Origin of the sequence: Streptomyces sp. NBC_00207, from assembly GCF_045160965.1 — a bacterium.
In the GTDB taxonomy this organism is placed as follows: Bacteria; Actinomycetota; Actinomycetes; order Streptomycetales; family Streptomycetaceae; genus Streptomyces.
Window position 1 is genome coordinate 2494369 of sequence record NZ_CP130715.1, and the last position, 16970, is coordinate 2511338.

At 72.8% G+C, this 16970-nt stretch carries 15 protein-coding genes; 8 read left to right on the forward strand and 7 right to left on the reverse strand.

Annotation, left to right across the window (positions count from 1 at the left end; genetic code table 11):
* Positions 1–75: 75 nt before the first annotated feature.
* Positions 76–1278 carry an amino acid deaminase/aldolase gene (locus OG472_RS11980; protein ID WP_401609217.1) on the forward strand — a complete coding sequence of 401 codons (1203 nt, stop codon included), beginning with the start codon at positions 76–78 and terminating at the stop codon, positions 1276–1278.
* Here OG472_RS11980 and OG472_RS11985 read toward each other — a convergent pair.
* The 4 genes from OG472_RS11985 to OG472_RS12000 form a co-directional block, all read right to left on the reverse strand.
* Positions 1275–2294, reverse strand: coding sequence for a haloacid dehalogenase-like hydrolase (locus OG472_RS11985; protein WP_405941399.1), 1020 nt, complete (start codon positions 2292–2294; stop codon positions 1275–1277). The genes OG472_RS11980 and OG472_RS11985 overlap by 4 nt on opposite strands.
* 354 nt (positions 2295–2648) lie before the next feature.
* On the reverse strand, positions 2649–3443 hold the full coding sequence (locus OG472_RS11990; protein ID WP_362811616.1) for a 3-oxoacyl-ACP reductase: 795 nt from the start codon (positions 3441–3443) through the stop codon (positions 2649–2651).
* A gap of 5 nt (positions 3444–3448) precedes the next feature.
* Positions 3449–4828, reverse strand: a complete 1380-nt coding sequence (locus OG472_RS11995; RefSeq protein ID WP_401609212.1) for an aldehyde dehydrogenase family protein — start codon at positions 4826–4828, stop codon at positions 3449–3451.
* Positions 4829–4867: 39 nt separating this feature from the next.
* Positions 4868–6232: a glutamine synthetase family protein gene (locus OG472_RS12000; protein ID WP_401609210.1), complete on the reverse strand. Its 1365-nt coding sequence runs from the start codon at positions 6230–6232 to the stop codon at positions 4868–4870.
* Between the two features lie 77 nt (positions 6233–6309).
* Here OG472_RS12000 and OG472_RS12005 point away from each other — a divergent pair, with 77 nt between their 5' ends.
* The 3 genes from OG472_RS12005 (at position 6310) to OG472_RS12015 (ending at position 9458) form a co-directional block, all read left to right on the forward strand.
* A complete protein-coding gene (locus OG472_RS12005) occupies positions 6310–7056 on the forward strand; it encodes a FadR/GntR family transcriptional regulator (RefSeq protein WP_401609207.1) in 747 nt (248 codons plus the stop codon).
* 125 nt (positions 7057–7181) lie between these two features.
* Positions 7182–8663: an ethanolamine permease gene (gene eat, locus OG472_RS12010; protein ID WP_383573041.1), complete on the forward strand. Its 1482-nt coding sequence runs from the start codon at positions 7182–7184 to the stop codon at positions 8661–8663.
* Between the two features lie 87 nt (positions 8664–8750).
* Entirely contained in the window at positions 8751–9458 is a 708-nt protein-coding gene (locus OG472_RS12015) for a gamma-glutamyl-gamma-aminobutyrate hydrolase family protein (protein WP_405941400.1), read from the forward strand.
* Between the two features lie 88 nt (positions 9459–9546).
* On the opposite strand, the gene OG472_RS12020 is transcribed toward OG472_RS12015, so the two are convergent.
* Positions 9547–10470: a LysR family transcriptional regulator gene (locus OG472_RS12020; protein WP_401609202.1), complete on the reverse strand. Its 924-nt coding sequence runs from the start codon at positions 10468–10470 to the stop codon at positions 9547–9549.
* A 70-nt stretch (positions 10471–10540) separates the two neighbouring features.
* On the opposite strand from OG472_RS12020, the gene OG472_RS12025 reads away from it, so the two are divergent.
* On the forward strand, positions 10541–11665 hold the full coding sequence (locus OG472_RS12025; protein ID WP_405829396.1) for a TDT family transporter: 1125 nt from the start codon (positions 10541–10543) through the stop codon (positions 11663–11665).
* Between the two features lie 160 nt (positions 11666–11825).
* Here the strand turns inward: OG472_RS12025 and OG472_RS12030 are convergent, their stop codons facing one another.
* On the reverse strand, positions 11826–12551 hold the full coding sequence (locus OG472_RS12030) for a helical backbone metal receptor (RefSeq protein WP_405829398.1): 726 nt from the start codon (positions 12549–12551) through the stop codon (positions 11826–11828).
* A 4-nt stretch (positions 12552–12555) separates the two neighbouring features.
* Positions 12556–13104, reverse strand: a complete 549-nt coding sequence (locus OG472_RS12035) for an XRE family transcriptional regulator (protein WP_327419152.1) — start codon at positions 13102–13104, stop codon at positions 12556–12558.
* Between the two features lie 265 nt (positions 13105–13369).
* On the opposite strand from OG472_RS12035, the gene OG472_RS12040 reads away from it, so the two are divergent.
* The 3 genes from OG472_RS12040 to OG472_RS12050 all read left to right on the forward strand — a co-directional run bounded on the left by OG472_RS12040 (position 13370) and on the right by OG472_RS12050 (position 16969).
* Positions 13370–14275, forward strand: coding sequence for a 5'-3' exonuclease H3TH domain-containing protein (locus OG472_RS12040; RefSeq protein WP_405943165.1), 906 nt, complete (start codon positions 13370–13372; stop codon positions 14273–14275).
* 49 nt (positions 14276–14324) lie between these two features.
* Complete coding sequence (locus tag OG472_RS12045) at positions 14325–15164, forward strand: siderophore-interacting protein (protein WP_405829399.1); 840 nt, start codon at positions 14325–14327, stop codon at positions 15162–15164.
* 269 nt (positions 15165–15433) lie between these two features.
* Positions 15434–16969, forward strand: coding sequence for a serine hydrolase (locus tag OG472_RS12050; RefSeq protein ID WP_405829400.1), 1536 nt, complete (start codon positions 15434–15436; stop codon positions 16967–16969).
* The last annotated feature ends 1 nt before the right edge of the window (position 16970 follow it).

A 16970-nucleotide genomic window follows, 5' to 3' on the forward strand; every position in this document is an offset into this window, starting at 1 on the left:
GCGGGGCCGGTGTCCGCGTCTCCGGGCGCCGCCGACCCCTACCCACCGGTAGAGACCTCTGGCAAGCTGCCGCCCATGAACTCCCCCGCCGCCGACCGCGCCCGGTACGACCGGGCGACCGCGCACCTGGACGCGCCGCTGGCCCTCGTGGATCTCGAAGCCTTCGACGCCAATGCCGACGACCTCGTGCGCCGGGCCGGCGGGAAGCCGGTCCGGGTCGCCAGCAAGTCGGTCCGCTGCCGTGCGCTGCTCGAACGCGTGCTGGCCCGGCCCGGGTTCGCCGGGATCATGTCGTACACCCTGGCCGAGTCGCTGTGGCTGGCCCGGTCCGGGTTCGAGGACGTGCTCCTCGCGTATCCCTCCGCCGACCGGGCCGGTTTCGGCGAGCTGGCGAACGACGCCAAGCTGGCCGGCGCCGTCACGGTGATGGTGGACGATCCCGCGCAGCTGGAGCTGATGGACGGGGCCCGTGACGGGGGCGCCGAGGAGATCCGCGTCTGTCTGGAACTGGACACCGCCCTGCAGTTGTTCGGCGGCCGGGTGCGGGTCGGGGCCCGCCGGTCCCCGCTGCGCGAGCCGGCGGAGCTGGCCGCGCTGGCCCGTACGGTCGCCGCCCGGCCGGGGTTCCGGGTGGTGGGCCTGATGGCGTACGAGGGCCACGTCGCCGGGGTCGGGGACGCGCTGGCCGGCCGCCCGCTGCGCTCCCGGGCCATCCGGCTGATGCAGGCCGCGGCCCGCAGGGAGCTCGCGGCGCGGCGGGCCGAGGTGGTGCGGGCCGTGCGGGAGGTCGTACCGGACCTGGAGTTCGTCAACGGCGGCGGGACCGGCAGCGTGCAGCAGACCGCCGCCGAGGACGCGGTGACGGAGGTGGCGGCCGGGTCGGGGCTGTACCTGCCGCGGCTCTTCGACAACTACACCTCCTTCAGCGGGCGTCCGGCGGCGCTGTTCGCCCAGCCGGTGGTGCGCAGGCCCGGTGTGGGCGTGGTGACGGTGCTCGGGGGCGGCTACCCGGCCTCGGGCGCGGCCGGCGCCGACCGGCTGCCGGTGCCGTACCTGCCGCAGGGGCTGAGCTACGACCCCCAGGAGGGGGCCGGCGAGGTGCAGACCCCGCTGCTGGGCGGCCCGGCCGACGATCTGCTGATCGGCGACCGGGTCTGGTTCCGGCACGCGAAGGCGGGCGAACTGTGCGAGCGCTTCGACACGCTGCACCTGGTGGAGGGCGACCGGGTGACGGCCACCGCCCCGACCTACCGGGGTGAGGGCCGCACCTTCCTCTAGAGGGCCGGGGCCTGGAAGACCGAGTCCGTCTGGTCCGGTATGACGCTGGTGTCTGCGCGCAGGACCGGTCCCCTGGTGCCGTCGTGGTCGACGTAGCCCGTCGTCGCACACGGGTAGGGGCCGGTCTTCTGCGGCTTGGGCCCGATGAACATGGGGTTGACGATCCACCGGCCGTCGCTGTTGTCGTACGCCCGGCACATCAGCTCGTTCTTGTTGCGGTTGACGACGAGCCGCAGGGCGGTGGCGTCGCGCAGGAAGGAGATGTCGGTGTCGGAGTCGCCGGCGGCGAACACCTGGCGGCGGGCGGCGGGCCGGACCTTCTCGGCGGCCGCGCCGCGCACGCCGAAGATCTCCTTGTTGATCCAGCAGCGCTTGCCGTCGATGTAGGTGATCACCGTGTCGGCGCCGTCCCGGACGGATCCGCAGCCCTGCAGGTGGGAGGTGAACTTCCCGCCGTGGGCGGTGGTGTTGCGGATGCCGATCACGTGGTCCGCGCCGATGCCGACGCCCTCGGCCCACACCTCGACGACCGGCTGGGGCGAGGCCGAGCTGATCCAGACGTCGAAGCCGGACTTCTGCAGCGCTCCGATCAGGTCCTTCTGCTGGTCGTAGTAGCGCACCCAGCCGGTGGCGGTGCCGCTGCCGACCTGCTGCACGGCGCCGACGGGCGCGGCCAGGTTCTCGGCGCGGGCGGCGGCGGCGAAGCCGCGGATCTCGCGGGCGGTCCAGCCCTGCATCAGCTGGGGCAGCCAGGCGTACGAGGGTTCGGTGGTGCGGCGGTCCCAGCCGGCGAAGGCGGCGGCACCGGTGCGGGTGGCGGCGGTCCCGTAGACGGCGTTGATCTCGTCCGCGCAGCCGGCGCCGGTGGGGGTCCCGGTGGGCAGCGGGGCGCCGGGGCGGGCGAGTGCGTCGCAGGCGCCGGCGAGGGCCGCGGCCCCGGCGGGGGTCAGGTGGCGGCTGGTGGCGGCCCAGTCGGCGGGGCGGCGGATCTTCCCGTTGCGCAGCAGCCAGAACATGGTGGCGTCGCCGACGTCGTTCTTGACGACGGTGTTGTCCCAGTCGAAGACGGCGACGGGCCTGGCGCGGTTCGGCCGGTACGGGTTGCAGCTGCCGTACCGGTCGATCAGTTCCTGGAGGCGGGCCTGGGTTGTCCCCGTACCAGCCGGAGCCGACCGTCACCGGGCGGCAGTGGCTCTGGTCCGCCTCGGCGGGCGGGGCCAGCAGGAGTCCGGAGCCGGCGGCCGCCACGAGGGCGAGGGTGGCGGTTCTGTTTCTGCGCATGCTGCTCCTCGGGGTTCGGGCACGCGGCGGCCGGGCGCCGCGGGGCGCCCGGCCGGCTCGGAACGGGGGGTGGTCTGCGGCGGGGTGGTCTACAGCGGGGTGACGTACGCGCCGGAGATGCCGCCGTCGACGAGGAAGTCGGTGGCGTTGATGAAGGAGGAGTCGTCGCTGGCGAGGAAGGCGACGGCGGCGGCGATCTCGGTGGGCTCGGCGAAGCGGCCCAGCGGGATGTGCACGAGGCGGCGGGCGGCGCGCTCGGGGTCCTTCGCGAACAGCTCCTGGAGCAGCGGGGTGTTGACCGGCCCCGGGCACAGGGCGTTGACGCGGATGCCCTCGCGGGCGAACTGCACGCCGAGCTCGCGGGACATGGCCAGGACGCCGCCCTTGGAGGCGGTGTAGGAGATCTGGGAGGTCGCGGCGCCCATGATGGCGACGAAGGAGGCCGTGTTGATGATGGAGCCGCGGCCCTGGCGCTGCATGTAGGGCAGGGCGGCCTTGCAGCAGAGGTAGACGGAGGTGAGGTTGACGTCCTGGACGCGCCGCCAGGCGTCGAGCTCGGTGGTGAGGATGGAATCGTCGTCCGGCGGCGAGATGCCCGCGTTGTTGAAGGCGATGTCGACGGAGCCGTAGGTGTCGAAGGCCGTCTTGAACAGGGCGTCGACCTGCTCCTTGTCGGTGACATCGACCTTCACGTAGGTGCCGCCGACCTCCTCGGCGGCGGCCTTGCCGGCCGTCTCGTCGATGTCGCCGCAGACGATGTTGGCGCCCTCGGACGCGAGGCGGCGGGCGGTGGCGAGGCCGATGCCGCTGCCGGCTCCGGTGATGACGGCGGTACGGCCGACCAGGCGGCGGCAGACGATCTCTTCAGGGGTCTGGCTGGTCATGTTCTTCAGGCCTCCGTGCTGATGAAGACGTTCTTGGTCTCGGTGAAAGCGGTGAGGGCGTCGGGTCCGAGCTCGCGGCCGAGGCCGGACTGCTTGTAGCCGCCGAAGGGGGTCCAGTAGCGGACGCTGCTGTGGGAGTTGACGGACAGGTTCCCCGCGGCGACGGCGCGCGAGACGCGCAGGGCGCGGCCGATGTCGCGGGTCCAGAGGGAGCCGGAGAGCCCGTACTCGGTCGCGTTGGCCAGGCGTACGGCGTCCTCCTCGTCCTCGAAGGGCAGGACGACGGCGACCGGGCCGAAGACCTCCTCGGCGGCCACGGGCGCGGTGGGGGCGACGTCCGTGACGAGGGTCGGCGGGTACCAGAAGCCGGGGCCCTCGGGGGCGGTGCCGCGGATCGCGGTGAGGTCGGCGGTGACGAAGGACCGTACCCGGTCCAGCTGGGTCCGCGAGATCAGCGGGCCCATCTGCGTCTTCTCGTCGAGCGGGTCACCGACGGCCACCGCGGCGATGCCGGGGGCGACGAGCTCCAGGAAGCGGTCGTAGACGGAGCGCTGTACGAGGATCCGGGTGCGTGCGCAGCAGTCCTGGCCGGTGTTGTCGAGGAAGGCCATCGGCGCCGCGGCGGCGGCCGCCTCCAGGTCGGCGTCGGCGAAGACGATGTTGGGGCTCTTGCCGCCGAGTTCGAGGGTGACGCGCTTCACCCGGTCGGCGCACTTGGCCATGATCTGCTTGCCGACACGGGTGGAACCGGTGAAGACGATCTTGGCGACGCCGGGGTGTTCGACGAGCGCGTCGCCCGCGACCGCCCCGTGGCCGGGGAGCACCTGGAAGAGGTGCTCGGGGATCCCGGCTTCGAGGGCGAGTTCGGCGAGGCGCAGCGCGGTCAGCGGGGTGGTCTCGGCGGGTTTGAGGATGACGGCGTTGCCGGCGGCGAGGGCGGGTGCCAGGCCCCAGGCGGCGATCGGCATGGGGAAGTTCCAGGGGGCGATCACGCCGATGACGCCGAGGGGTTCGAGGAAGGTGACGTCGATGCCGCCGGCGACGGGGATCTGGCGGCCTGAGAGCCGCTCCACTCCCCCGGCGGCGAATTCGAGGAGGTCGCGTACGTTGCCGGCTTCCCAGCGGGCGTTGCCGATGGTGTGGCCGGCTTCGCGGACCTCCAGCTGCGCCAGTTCCTCGATGTGGCCGTCGACGACCGCGGCGAAGCGGCGCAGCAGCCGGGCCCGGTCGGCGGGGGCGGCCGCCGCCCAGGCGCGCTGGGCCGTCGCGGCCCGGGCGACGGCGGCGTCGACATCGTCCCGTGTGGCGGCCGGGACGATGGCGACGGTTTCCTCGGTGGCCGGATTCAGCACTCGCAGGGTGAGTGGGGCCAGCTCATCGGACACGTGTTGCCTCACAGACTTTCGGTGGTTCGGCGGGGCGGATTACAGGCGTTCGAAGGAGCGGCGCAGCTCCCAGTCGGTCACCGCGGAGTCGTACGCGTCGAGTTCCACGCGGGCCATGTTCCGGTAGTGGGCGACCACTTCGGGGCCGAAGGCCGCCTTGGCGATCTCGCTGTTCTCCCAGAGCTCCGCGGCCTCGCGCAGGGTGGCGGGCACGTGCGCGTAGTCGGCCGTGTAGGCGTTGCCGCCGCATGCCTCGGGCAGCTCCAGCCGGTTCTCGATGCCGTAGAGCCCGGCCGCGACGAGGCCGGAGACGGCGAGGTACGGGTTGACGTCGCCGCCGGGGAGGCGGTTCTCGAAGCGCATGGAGCGGCCGTGGCCGACGACTCGGAGCGCGCAGGTCCGGTTGTCCACGCCCCAGGCGACGGCGGTCGGCGCGAAGGATCCCGGCCGGAAACGCTTGTACGAATTGATGTTGGGGGCGTAGAGAAGGGAGAAGTCGCGCAGCGCGGCCAGCTGGCCGGCCAGGAAGTGCCGCATCACCGGTGACATTCCGCCTGGTCCGTCCCCGGCCATCGCGTTGCGTCCGTCGGCGTCGGCGAGCGAGAGGTGGATGTGACAGGAGTTGCCCTCGCGCTCGTCGAACTTCGCCATGAAGGTGAGCGAGACGCCTTCCTGGGACGCGATCTCCTTGGCTCCGGTCTTGTAGACGGAGTGCTGGTCGCAGGTGGTCAGCGCCTCGTCGTAGCGGAAGGCGATCTCGTGCTGGCCGAGGTTGCACTCCCCCTTGGCCGACTCGACGATCAGGCCCGCGGCCTGCATCTCGTTGCGGATGCGGCGCAGCAGGGGTTCGATGCGGCCGGTCCCGAGGACGGAGTAGTCGATGTTGTACTGGTTGGCGGGGGTCAGTCCGCGGTAGTTGGCGTTCCAGGCCTGCTCGTAGGTGTCCTGGAAGACCATGAACTCCAGCTCGGTGCCGACCATCGCGGTGTACCCGTGCTCGGCGAGGCGCTCCAGCTGGCGGCGCAGGATCTGCCGGGGCGCGGCGACGACGGGCGAGCCGTCGTTCCAGGCGAGGTCGGCGAGGAGGAAGGCGCTGCCGGGGTTCCAGGGGATGCGGCGCAGGGTGGCGAGATCGGGGTGCATGGCGAAGTCGCCGTAGCCCCGGTCCCAGGAGGACATCTCGTATCCGTCGACGGTGTTCATGTCGGTGTCGACGGCGAGAAGGTAGTTGCAGCCCTCGGTGCCGTGCTCGAGGACCTCGTCGAGGAAGAACTGTGCGGCGAACCGCTTGCCCTGGAGCCGCCCCTGCATGTCGGGGAAGGCCAGGACCACTGTGTCGATCTCGCCGCTGGCGACGAGGGAGCGGAGCTCCTCGGGCGCGAGCGGCGGCGTGCGGTCTACCACGGGAATCTCTCCTTCGGTGAGCCGAGTGCGCCTAAGGTATTGAATAGAACCATTGCTTGGGAAGGGGAGGAGCCGAGATGACCGATACGGCGAGTGAAGGCGACGCGATCGCGCGGCTGAATCCCGTACTGCGGCAGGTGCGGGCGGGCAACGGATTCGAGGAGGCGCTGGAGCAGATCCTCCAGGTGGTCCGGCTGGGTCTGGTGCCGGGCGGCGAACGGCTTCCGCCCGAGCGCGAGCTCGCCGAGCGGATGGGGATCAGCCGGGTCACCCTGCGCGAGGTGCTGAAGGTCCTGCAGGACCAGGGCCTCGTGGAGGCCCGGCGCGGGCGGTACGGCGGAACGTTCGTACTGCCCCGCCCCGACACCCCGGCGGGCGGCGCCGAGGAGGAGCTGCGCCGGCGCGTCGCGGGGGTGGACATCGAGGACGCACTGCGCTTCCGCGAGGTACTGGAGGTCGGGGCGGCCGGGCTCTGCGCCTCCCAGGGACTGACCGAGGAGGGCGCCGAACGGCTGCTCGCCGCCCTGGGGGCCACCCACGACGCCCCGCTCGCCGAATACCGCCGCCAGGACACGCTCTTCCACCTGACCCTGTGCGAGCTCGCCGGATCCGCCACCCTCACGGCCCAGTACGCGGCCGTCCGCGCCACCGTGAACGACCTGCTGGACTGCATCCCGCTGCTGGTGCGCAACCTGGAGCACTCGCAGCAGCAGCACACCGCACTGGTGGAGTCGGTCCTTGCGCGGGATGCGCCCGGGGCGCGCGAGACCATGCGCGAGCACTGCTGCGGCACGGCGGCGCTGCTGCGGGGATTCCTGGCCTGAGCGGAACCGGAACGGGGGGCCCGGGAGGTTTTCGTAACTTCTGTTTAACGCAGAGGTCTTGCGCTCTCCACTCCACTAGAGCAAAGGTACGCCCCACAACCATTGCCCTGAGGCAGGAGCGCACGATGGCCGACGACATCGAGGCACGGCTGACAGCCGTACCCGCACCCACCAAGTCCGCCGAGGGCGGCGGCGCAGGCACGGACGACTACCTGGAGCGCCGCACACTGCGCCGGGGCAGCGCCGGCTGGCTGCTCCTGACCGGCCTCGGCGTCGCCTACGTCGTCTCCGGCGACTTCTCCGGCTGGAACGTCGGCCTCGACAAGGGCGGCTTCGGCGGCCTCGCCATCGCCACCGTCCTCATGGGAGCGATGTACGCCTGCCTGGTCTTCTCCCTCGCGGAGCTGTCCACCATCCTGCCGACGGCGGGCGGCGGCTACGGTTTCGCCCGCCGTGCGCTCGGCCCCTGGGGCGGCTTCCTCACCGGCACCGCCATCCTCATCGAGTACATCCTGGCCCCGGCCGCGATCGTCATCTTCATCGGCGACTACGTCGAATCCCTCGGCCTCTTCGGCCTGACCTCCAGCTGGCCGGTCTACCTCGGCTGCTTCGTGATCTTCATCGGCGTCCACCTCTGGGGCGTGGGCGAAGCCCTCCGCTTCAGCCTCGTCGTGACCGCGATCGCCGTCGCCGCGCTGCTCATCTTCGCCGTGGGCGCCTTCACCGAGTTCAGCGCCGACGGCCTCAACGACATCCCGGTGGACCCGAGCGCCTTCGGCTCGAACTCCTGGCTGCCGCTGGGCGTCCTCGGCATCTGGGCCGCGTTCCCGTTCGGCATGTGGTTCTTCCTCGGCGTGGAAGGCGTACCGCTGGCGGCCGAGGAGGCGAAGGACCCGGTCCGCTCCATGCCGAAGGCCCTGGCCATCTCCATGGGCATCCTCGCCCTGCTGGCGCTCATCACCTTCTTCGCCGCCACCGGCGCCCAGGGCGCCGACGCCGTCAAGGCGGCCGGCAATCCGCTGGTCGTCGCCCTGGAGGGGGACGGCGGCCCGACCGCGCTCAGCCGCTTCGTGAACTACGCGGGCCTGGCCGGACTCGTCGCCTCCTTCTTCTCCCTCATCTACGCGGGCTCGCGCCAGCTCTTCGCCCTCTCCCGGGCCGGCTACCTGCCCCGCTTCCTCTCGCTCACCTCGAAGCGCAAGGCCCCGTACCTGGGCCTCGTCATCCCCGGCGCGATCGGCTTCGCACTGGCCGCCGCCACCGGGAACGGCGCGCGCATGCTGAACATCGCGGTGTTCGGCGCGACCATCTCCTACGCCCTGATGGCCCTCTCGCACATCGTGCTGCGCCGCCGGGAGCCGGACCTGGAGCGCCCGTACCGCACCCCGGGCGGGATCCTGACCTCCTCGGTGGCCTTCGTACTCGCCCTGTCCGCCCTCGTCGCCACCTTCCTGGTGGACAAGGACGCGGCCTTCATCGCCCTGGCCGTGTACGCCGTCGCCCTCGCCTACTTCGCGTTCTACAGTCGGCACCACCTCGTGGCCTCGGCCCCCGAAGAGGAGTTCGCGGCACTGGCGGAAGCCGAGGCGGAACTGACCCGCGACTGACACCCTGTTGCTGCACTCGCCCTTGCCTTGCCCTTGCCCTTGCCCTTGCCCTTGCCCTTGCCCTTGCCCTTGATGGAGGTAGAGAACGTGCCCAGGCCGCTCATCGGCATCACCACCTACGTCGAGGAGTCCACCCGCTACGGCGTGTGGGACCTCCCGACGTCCCTCGTACCGACCGGGTACTACGAACTCGTCCAGGCGGCGGGCGGCGCGGCCGTGCTGCTCCCGCCGGACGAACCCGGGTCGGCGGCGGAGGTGCTGAGCCGGGTGGACGGCCTGGTGGTCGCGGGCGGCCCGGACGTGGACCCGGTCCACTACGGCGCCGCGCGCGACCCCCGTACGGGGGCCCCCGCGACGGTCCGCGACCACTGGGAACTGGCCCTGATCGCCGCGGCGCTCGAGTCCGACATCCCCGTGCTCGGCATCTGCCGGGGCATGCAGGCGCTGAACGTGGCCCTGGGCGGCACCCTGGTCCAGCACATCGACGGCCACGTCGACGCACCGGGCGGCACCTCCTGGCACCCGGTCCGCCCGGTCCCGGGCACCCGGTACGCGGAGCTGGTCCCGGAGGAGGCACAGGTCCCGACCTACCACCACCAGGCCGTCGACCGCCTGGGCCGCGGCCTGGTCGTCTCGGCCCACGCGCTGGACGGCACGGTGGAGGCGATCGAGGTCCCCGACCCCGAGCGGTGGATCCTGGGCGTCCAGTGGCACCCGGAACGGGACAAGGACACCCGGGTCATGGAGTCCCTGGTCTCCGCCGCCCACGCCCGCGCGTCGGTCCCGGTCGCATAACCCTCCCCACAAATCCAGCCCCGCCGTCGTTCGAGGCGCGGGCCACGGCCGAGCCCCGGCACGGCGCCGCACCCGGCCGGCCCCCGGCTCAGGGGCGGCGCCTGGTCAGCGACAGCAGGTCGCGGGCCGGGCCGGCCGGGCGGGAACCGGCCGGCCACACCGCCCGCAGGGCCCGCCCGAGCCCCGCCCCCGACACCGGCACCTCCACCAGCCGCCGCGACGCCAGCTCGTCCCCCACCGCCAGCTCCGACAGGACACACGGCCCCGCACCGCTCAGCGCCGCCGCCTTCACCGCAGTGGTCGAGGCCAGTTCCAGCAGCGGCGCCGCCAGCCCCCCGCACCCGGCCAGCGCAGCGTCCAGCACCTGCCGCGTCCCCGATCCCCGCTCCCGCAGGATCAGCGGCATCGCCGCCAGTTCCGCCGCCTCGACCCCCCGCGTGCGCCGCGCCCACGCGTGCCCCGGCGCCACCGCAACCACCAGCCGGTCCTGTGCGATCACCGCCGAGTCCAGCCCGTCCGGCACCGTCAGCCCCTCCACGAAGCCGAGGTCGGCCTCGTGCGTGAGGACCCGTTCGGCGACGACCGCCGAGTTCCCGGCGTGCAGCGACACCGCCGTGTCCGGCCGCTCCCCGCGCAGCGCGATCAGCCACCCCGGCAGCAGGTACTCCGCGATCGTCATGCTGGCCGCCACCCGCAGCCGCGAGTCCCGTCGGCCCCGCAGGGCCTGCGCGCCCGCGTCGAAGGCCTCCGCCGCCTCGACCACCCGCCGGGCCCAGTCCGTGACCAGCGCGCCCTCGGCCGTCAGCGTCGACCCGCGCGGGGAACGGTCCACCAGGGCCACGCCCAGCCGCGTCTCCATCGCCCGGATGCGGCTGCTCGCCGCGGGCTGGGTGATGCCCAGCCGCCGGGCCGCGCCGCTCAGGCTGCCGACCCGCGCGACCGCGAGCAGCAGTTCCAGCGCGCCCAGGTCCGGCACCCGGTGCGCCAGCGGAACCCACTCCTCATTACCCATAACATCAGTTTATGGCCTCATAGAGGGATGGCCTCTGCCGCCCCGTCCGCCCCGACGCGAGGCTGGACCCATGGCCACCACCCTCGTGCGACCCCGCACCACGATTTCCCGGCTGCCCGCCGCCCACAAGGCTCCCGCGCTCCGGCACCTCGGCCCCAACTGGTACGCGTCCGTCATGGGCACGGCGATCATCGCCAACGCCGGCGCGACCCTCCCGTACCAGCTGCCCGGGCAGCGCGTGGCCTGCCAGCTCATATGGGCGCTGTCCGCCGCCGTCCTCGCCGTCCTGCTCACCGCCCGCGCCGGCCACTGGATCCACCACCGCGACCAGGCCCGCGCCCACCTCCTCGACCCCGCCGTCGCCCCCTTCTACGGCTGTCTGTCGATGGCGCTGCTGGCCGTCGGCGGCGGCACCCTCATCGTCGGCAAGGACCTCATCGGAACCGGCGCGGCCGTCGCCGTGGACGCCGTCCTCTTCACCGCCGGCACCACGATCGGCCTGGTCATGGCCGTGGCCGTGCCCTACCTGATGGTGGTGCGCCACAAGGTCGAGCCCCGCCAGGCCACTCCCGTCTGGCTGCTCCCCCTGGTCGCCCCCATGGTCTCCGCGGCCCTCGGCCCGCTGCTGGTCCCCCACCTGCCCGCCGGCCAGCCCCGCGAGTCCCTGCTGCTCGCCTGCTACGCCATGTTCGGCATCAGCCTGCTCGCCACCCTGCTGATGCTCCCCCTGATCTTCGGCCGGCTGATCGTGGGCGGGCCCCTGCCCCTGGTCCTGACCCCCACCCTCTTCCTGGTCCTCGGCCCCCTCGGCCAGTCCACCACCGCCGTCAACCAGCTCGCCGACGTCGCCCACCGGTCGATCGGCGCCCCCTACGCCGGAGCGCTGAGCGCCTTCGCCGTGGTCTACGGGGTTCCCGTGATGGGCTTCGCGCTGCTGTGGCTGGCGCTCGCCGCGGCCATGCTGGTCCGCGCCGCCCGCAACGGCATGGGCTTCGCCATGACCTGGTGGGCCCTCACCTTCCCCATCGGCACCTGCGTCACCGGCGCCGCGGGCCTGGCCCACCACACGGGCCTGACCGCCTTCGCCTGGCTCGCCACCGCGCTGTTCCTCGCCCTGCTGACCGCCTGGCTGCTGGCCGCCGCCCACACCCTGCGCGGCCTGTTCACCGGCCGCCTGCTCGCCGCGCCCCGCTAGGCCGTCCCTTCCGGATCTTCCCTAACCCGCGCCGCCTGGCACCGCACCTCGCCGCGTTGTCGGAGCACCCAAGTACGTCCAGTACACGGGCGCCCCTCCGCCTTGCGATGCACGGCACCAGACGGCGCGGGCTTAACCGGAAAGATCCGAAAGAGACGACCTAAGCCCCCCGCCCAGCCCTCCGCAGGGCCTGCGCCAGCACCGCCGGCGCCGTGGCCAGCGAGGGTCCGTACCAGGTCAGGTGCCGGCCGTCGACGAGGGCGGCCGGCAGACCGGGGAAGGCCTCCGGTCCGTCCTCGGCCGTGAAGCGGTACGGCTCGTCGGGGAGCACCACCAGATCGCAGCCACTGGCCGCCAGTTCCTCCACCGGCACCCGGGGATACCGCTCCGGGTGCCCGGCGTACACGTTGCGGACCCCGAGCCGCGCCAGCAGGTCCCCCGCGAAGGTGTCCCGGCCCAGCACCATCCACGGCCGCCGCCAGATCGGAACGAACGCGGTGAGCGCTCCGACCGGCTCCGCCCGGGCCCACGCACGCTCCGCGTCCGCCAGCCACCCCGGCCTCGTCAGCCCCAGCGCCCCCACCAGCACCCGGTCCAGCTCCCGCAGCGCCTGCGGGAGGTCCCGTACCTCGGTGACCAGCACCTCCAGCCCGGCCGCCCGCAGCGCCGCGAGGTCCGGGGCCCGGTTCTCCTCCTCGTTGGCGATCACCAGGTCGGGGCGCAGCTCCGCGATCCTCCGTACGTCGGGGTTCTTCGTGCCCCCGATCCGCACCGCGTCCCCGAGGTCCGCGGGGTGCGTGCACCAGTCCGTGACCCCGGCCAGCAGGCCGGGGCGGCTCACGGCCACCGCCTCCGTCAGCGAGGGCACCAGCGAGACGACGCGCACCGGCTCAGTGCCCGGGCGAAGGCGGCTCGGAGGTGGCGTGGATGTGCTCGCCCACCGCGACCACCAGGATCCGGGTGTCCTCGGTGACGGCCCGCCAGCGGTGGCGCACGCCACCGGACAGGAACAGGGCGTCGCCGCTCTCCAGCCGGTACGCCCGCCCCTCCGCCTCCACCTGGCAGGCGCCCTCGACCACGTACATCAGCTCGTCGTTGCGGTGCTGGTACTCGCGGCCGGCGTCCTGGTCCCCGGTGAACTCCAGCGCGTGCAGCTGGTGGTGCCCGCGCACGAGGGGCCGTACGCCCCGGACCGGTCCCAGCCCGGACTCGTCGCCGGCCCGTACGAGGTCCACCGTGCGGGCGGTGTCGGACGCGGCCAGCAGTTCGACGGCCGTGGTCTCCAGCGCGTCCGCGACCCGCTCCAGGGACCGCATGCTGGGCCGGGCCCGCTCGTTCTCTATCTGGCTCAGGAAGGGCACCGACAGGCCGCTGCGCGCCGACACGGCGGCCAGCGTGAGGTGCAGCGCGCGGCGCCGCTTGCGCACGGCGACTCCCACCCGCAGCGGCTCCTTGCCGTCCTTGTCCCTGCTCTTCTCGTCCCTGTCGGTCAGCTTGTCGCTCAGGCCGTCGGTACCGTCGGTGCCGTCCCTGTCGTTCATGTCGGGGCTGCCCTCCCCATGTCCGTCGCACATCGGTGTGCTGTAAGCACCTTACGCAGCAACCGCCCCCGGTTTCGCGTGCACGGGCCTTCCCGTACCCGACCGCTCACAGTCCGTGCCGAGGCGTTGCGGCATCATCGTCTCCGTGACGACACGACGCCTGATGCTCCTGGACACCGCCTCCCTCTACTACCGCGCCTACTTCGGTGTGCCGGACTCCGTGAAGGCCCCCGACGGCACCCCGGTCAACGCCGTGCGCGGGCTGCTCGACTTCATCGGCCGGCTCGTGCAGGACCACCGCCCGGACGACCTGGTGGCCTGCATGGACGCCGACTGGCGGCCGCACTGGCGGGTGGAGCTGATCCCCTCCTACAAGGCCCACCGGGTCGCCGAGGAGACCGAGAGCGGACCCGACGTCGAGGAGACCCCGGACACGCTCGCGCCCCAGGTCCCCATCATCGAGACGGCACTGGACGCCTTCGGGATCGCCCGGGTGGGCGTCGCCGGATACGAGGCGGACGACGTGATCGGCACGCTGACGGCCCGCGCCAGCGGCCCGGTGGACATCGTCACGGGCGACCGCGACCTCTACCAGCTGGTGGACGACGCCCGGCAGCGCCGGGTCCTGTACCCGCTGAAGGGCGTGGGCACCCTCCAGGTGACCGACGAGGCCTGGCTGCGCGAGAAGTACGGGGTCGACGGCCCCGGCTACGCGGACCTGGCACTGCTGCGCGGGGACCCGAGCGACGGCCTGCCGGGCGTCCCCGGCATCGGCGAGAAGACGGCGGCGAAGCTCCTCGACGCGTACGGCAGCCTGGCCGGGATCATCGCGGCGGTCGACGACCCGAAGTCGAAGCTGACCCCCACTCAGCGCAAGCGGCTGGACGAGTCCCGGCCGTATCTGGCCGTGGCCCCGAAGGTGGTCCAGGTGGCTTCGGACGTGCCGCTGCCGCAGTTCGATCCGGCCCTTCCGACGGCCCCCGCGCAGCCTGAACTGGTTGAGGCGCTAGCCCATCGGTGGGGTCTGGGTGGAGCAGTCTCCCGCCTGAGCGGCGCACTGCTCCGCTGAGGTGCTAACTTAGGTAAGGCTAAGTTTCTGGGGAGTCAGGGGAGACACCGTGGCAGAAGGACGCGCCCGCACCGTCGGCACCGCCGTCGTCGTACGCACCGAGCGGCTCTCGCCGCACATGGTGCGGCTCGTGCTGGGCGGTGAGGGCCTGGCAGAGTTCGGCGCGGGCGAGTACACCGACCATTACGTCAAGATCCTGTTTCCCCCGGCAGGCGTCGTCTACCCCGATCCCTGGGACCTCGAGGAGATCCGCGCGCACTTCCCGCGGGCGCAGTGGCCGCGCCAGCGCGCGTACACCGTACGGAGCTGGGACCCGGCGCACCTGGAGCTGACCCTCGACTTCGTCGTCCACGGCGACGAGGGCGTGGCCGGCCCCTGGGCGGCGCGGGTGCAGCCGGGCGAACGCGTGCACTTCCTCGGCCCCGGCGGCGCCTACGCCCCGGACCCGACGGCCGCCTGGCACCTCCTGGTCGGCGACGAGAGCGCGCTGCCGGCGATCGCCGCGGCGATGGAGCGGATGCCGGTGGGCGCGCGGGTCCACGCCTTCGTGGAGATCGAGGGCCCGGAGGACGAGCTGAAGGCCGCCACCCCGGACGGCGTCGTCCCGGTCTGGCTGCACCGCGCCGGCCGCCCGGTCGGCGAAGCCCTGGTGGAGGCGGTCACCGCCCTGGAGTTCCCCTCCACGGACGTCCACGCCTTCGTCCACGGCGAGGCGGGCTTCGTCAAGGACCTGCGCCGCCACCTCCGGCTGGAACGCGGCATCCCCCGCGAACGCCTCTCGATCTCGGGCTACTGGCGCCTGGGCGAAACGGACGAGGGCTGGCGCGCGATCAAGCGCGACTGGAACGCCACGATCGAAGCCGAACAGGACCACGCCGCCGCGGCGTAACCTTCCTCCAGACAACGCTCGAGGCGCGGAGCCAACACCTCGCAGCCCCGCCGCACCAACCCAGTCCCGCCGGGGGCAAATCCAGCCCCGCCGGCGTTTGAGGCGTGGGGGTCCCCCCGGACGGAGTCTGGGGGAGGGTCCGGGGCGGAGCCCCGGCAACGGCGCCGCACCTGCGCACGCACCCGCGGCCACGCACCCGCACCCCCCGGCGGGAGCCACCCCGCGGGAGCCACCGCGCGCCCCCACCCGTCCGGCAGGACAATGACGGCATGCGTACGCTCCGCGCACTAGGGGCAGCCGCCGCCACGGTCCTCCTCACCGCCTCGGCGGCAACGGCCGCGCCCACCCCGCCTCCCGCCCCGAAACCCCAGATCACGGACGACGCGGTCGACAAGGCCGTCGCCCGCCTCGACGCCACGGTCGCGGACATGATGCGCCGCACCGGCGTCCCCGGCGTGTCCGTGGCCGTCGTCCACGACGACAAGGTCGTCCACATCAAGGGCTACGGGCTGCGCAGAACCGGCGAGAGCGCCGAGGTCGGCCCCGACACCGTCTTCCAGATCGCGTCCCTCTCCAAGCCCGTCTCCTCCACGGTGGTGGCCGGCGCCCTCACCGGCCCCGACGAGTGGGACGGCCGCACCGTCCTCCCCGGGTTCGCCCTCAAGGACCCCTGGGTCACCGATCACGTCACCACCGCCGACCTGTTCTCGCACCGCAGCGGCCTGCCCGACCACGCCGGCGACCTCCTCGAAGACCTCGGCTACGACCAGCCGTACATCCTCGACCACCTGCGTCTCGAATCCCTCGCCCCCTTCCGTGCGAGCTACGCCTACACCAACTTCGGTTTCACCGCGGCAGCCGAGGCCGTGGCCCGCGCCAAGGGGAGCAGCTGGCAGAAGCTCAGCGCGGACACCCTCTTCAAGCCCGCCGGCATGACCCGTACGAGCACCGAGTTCTCCGCCTTCATCAACTCCCCCGACCACGCCTCGACCCACGTCAAGAACCCGGACGGCACCTGGAGCCCCCGCTTCGTCCGCGACCCGGACGCCCAGGCCCCGGCCGGCGGTGTCAGCTCCACCGCCACCGACATGGCCCGCTGGCTGCGGCTGCAACTGGCCGGCGGCACCCTCGACGGGAAGCGGATCGTCCCCGCCGACACCCTCGCCCGCACCCACCTGCCCGAGATCGTGTCGCAGCCGGCCAACGCCGTCGGCACCACGTCCTTCTACGGGCTCGGCTGGAACGTGAGCTACGACAGCGCCGGCCGCCTGCGCCTGAGCCACTCCGGCGCCTTCGAACTCGGCGCCAACACCAACGTCACCATGCTCCCCCTGGAGAAGCTCGGCATCGTCGTCCTGACCAACGGCGCCCCCGTCGGCCTCCCCGACGCCGTGGCCCTGGACTTCTTCGACTTCGCCGAGCACGGCAAGGTCAGCACCGACTGGCTCGCGCTGGCCGCCTCCGCCTACGCCCAGGCGCTCGCGGAACCGGGCCGCTCCACCACCGACTACGCCCACCCGCCCGCCGGCGCGCAGCCGGCCCGGGACAGCGCCGCGTACACCGGCACCTACGACAACCCCTACTACGGCAAGGCGACCGTGACCGCCGACGACAAGGGCGCACTCACCCTGGCCCTCGGCCCGAAGCCGCTGCGCTTCCCGCTCACCCACTACGACGGGGACACCTTCAGCTTCGAGACCAGGGGCGAGAACGCGGTCGGCCGCACCGGGGTGACCTTCGCCGACGGCACGCTCCGCGTCGAGTACCTCGACGTCAACCACCAGGGCACCTTCACCCAGCGGTAGC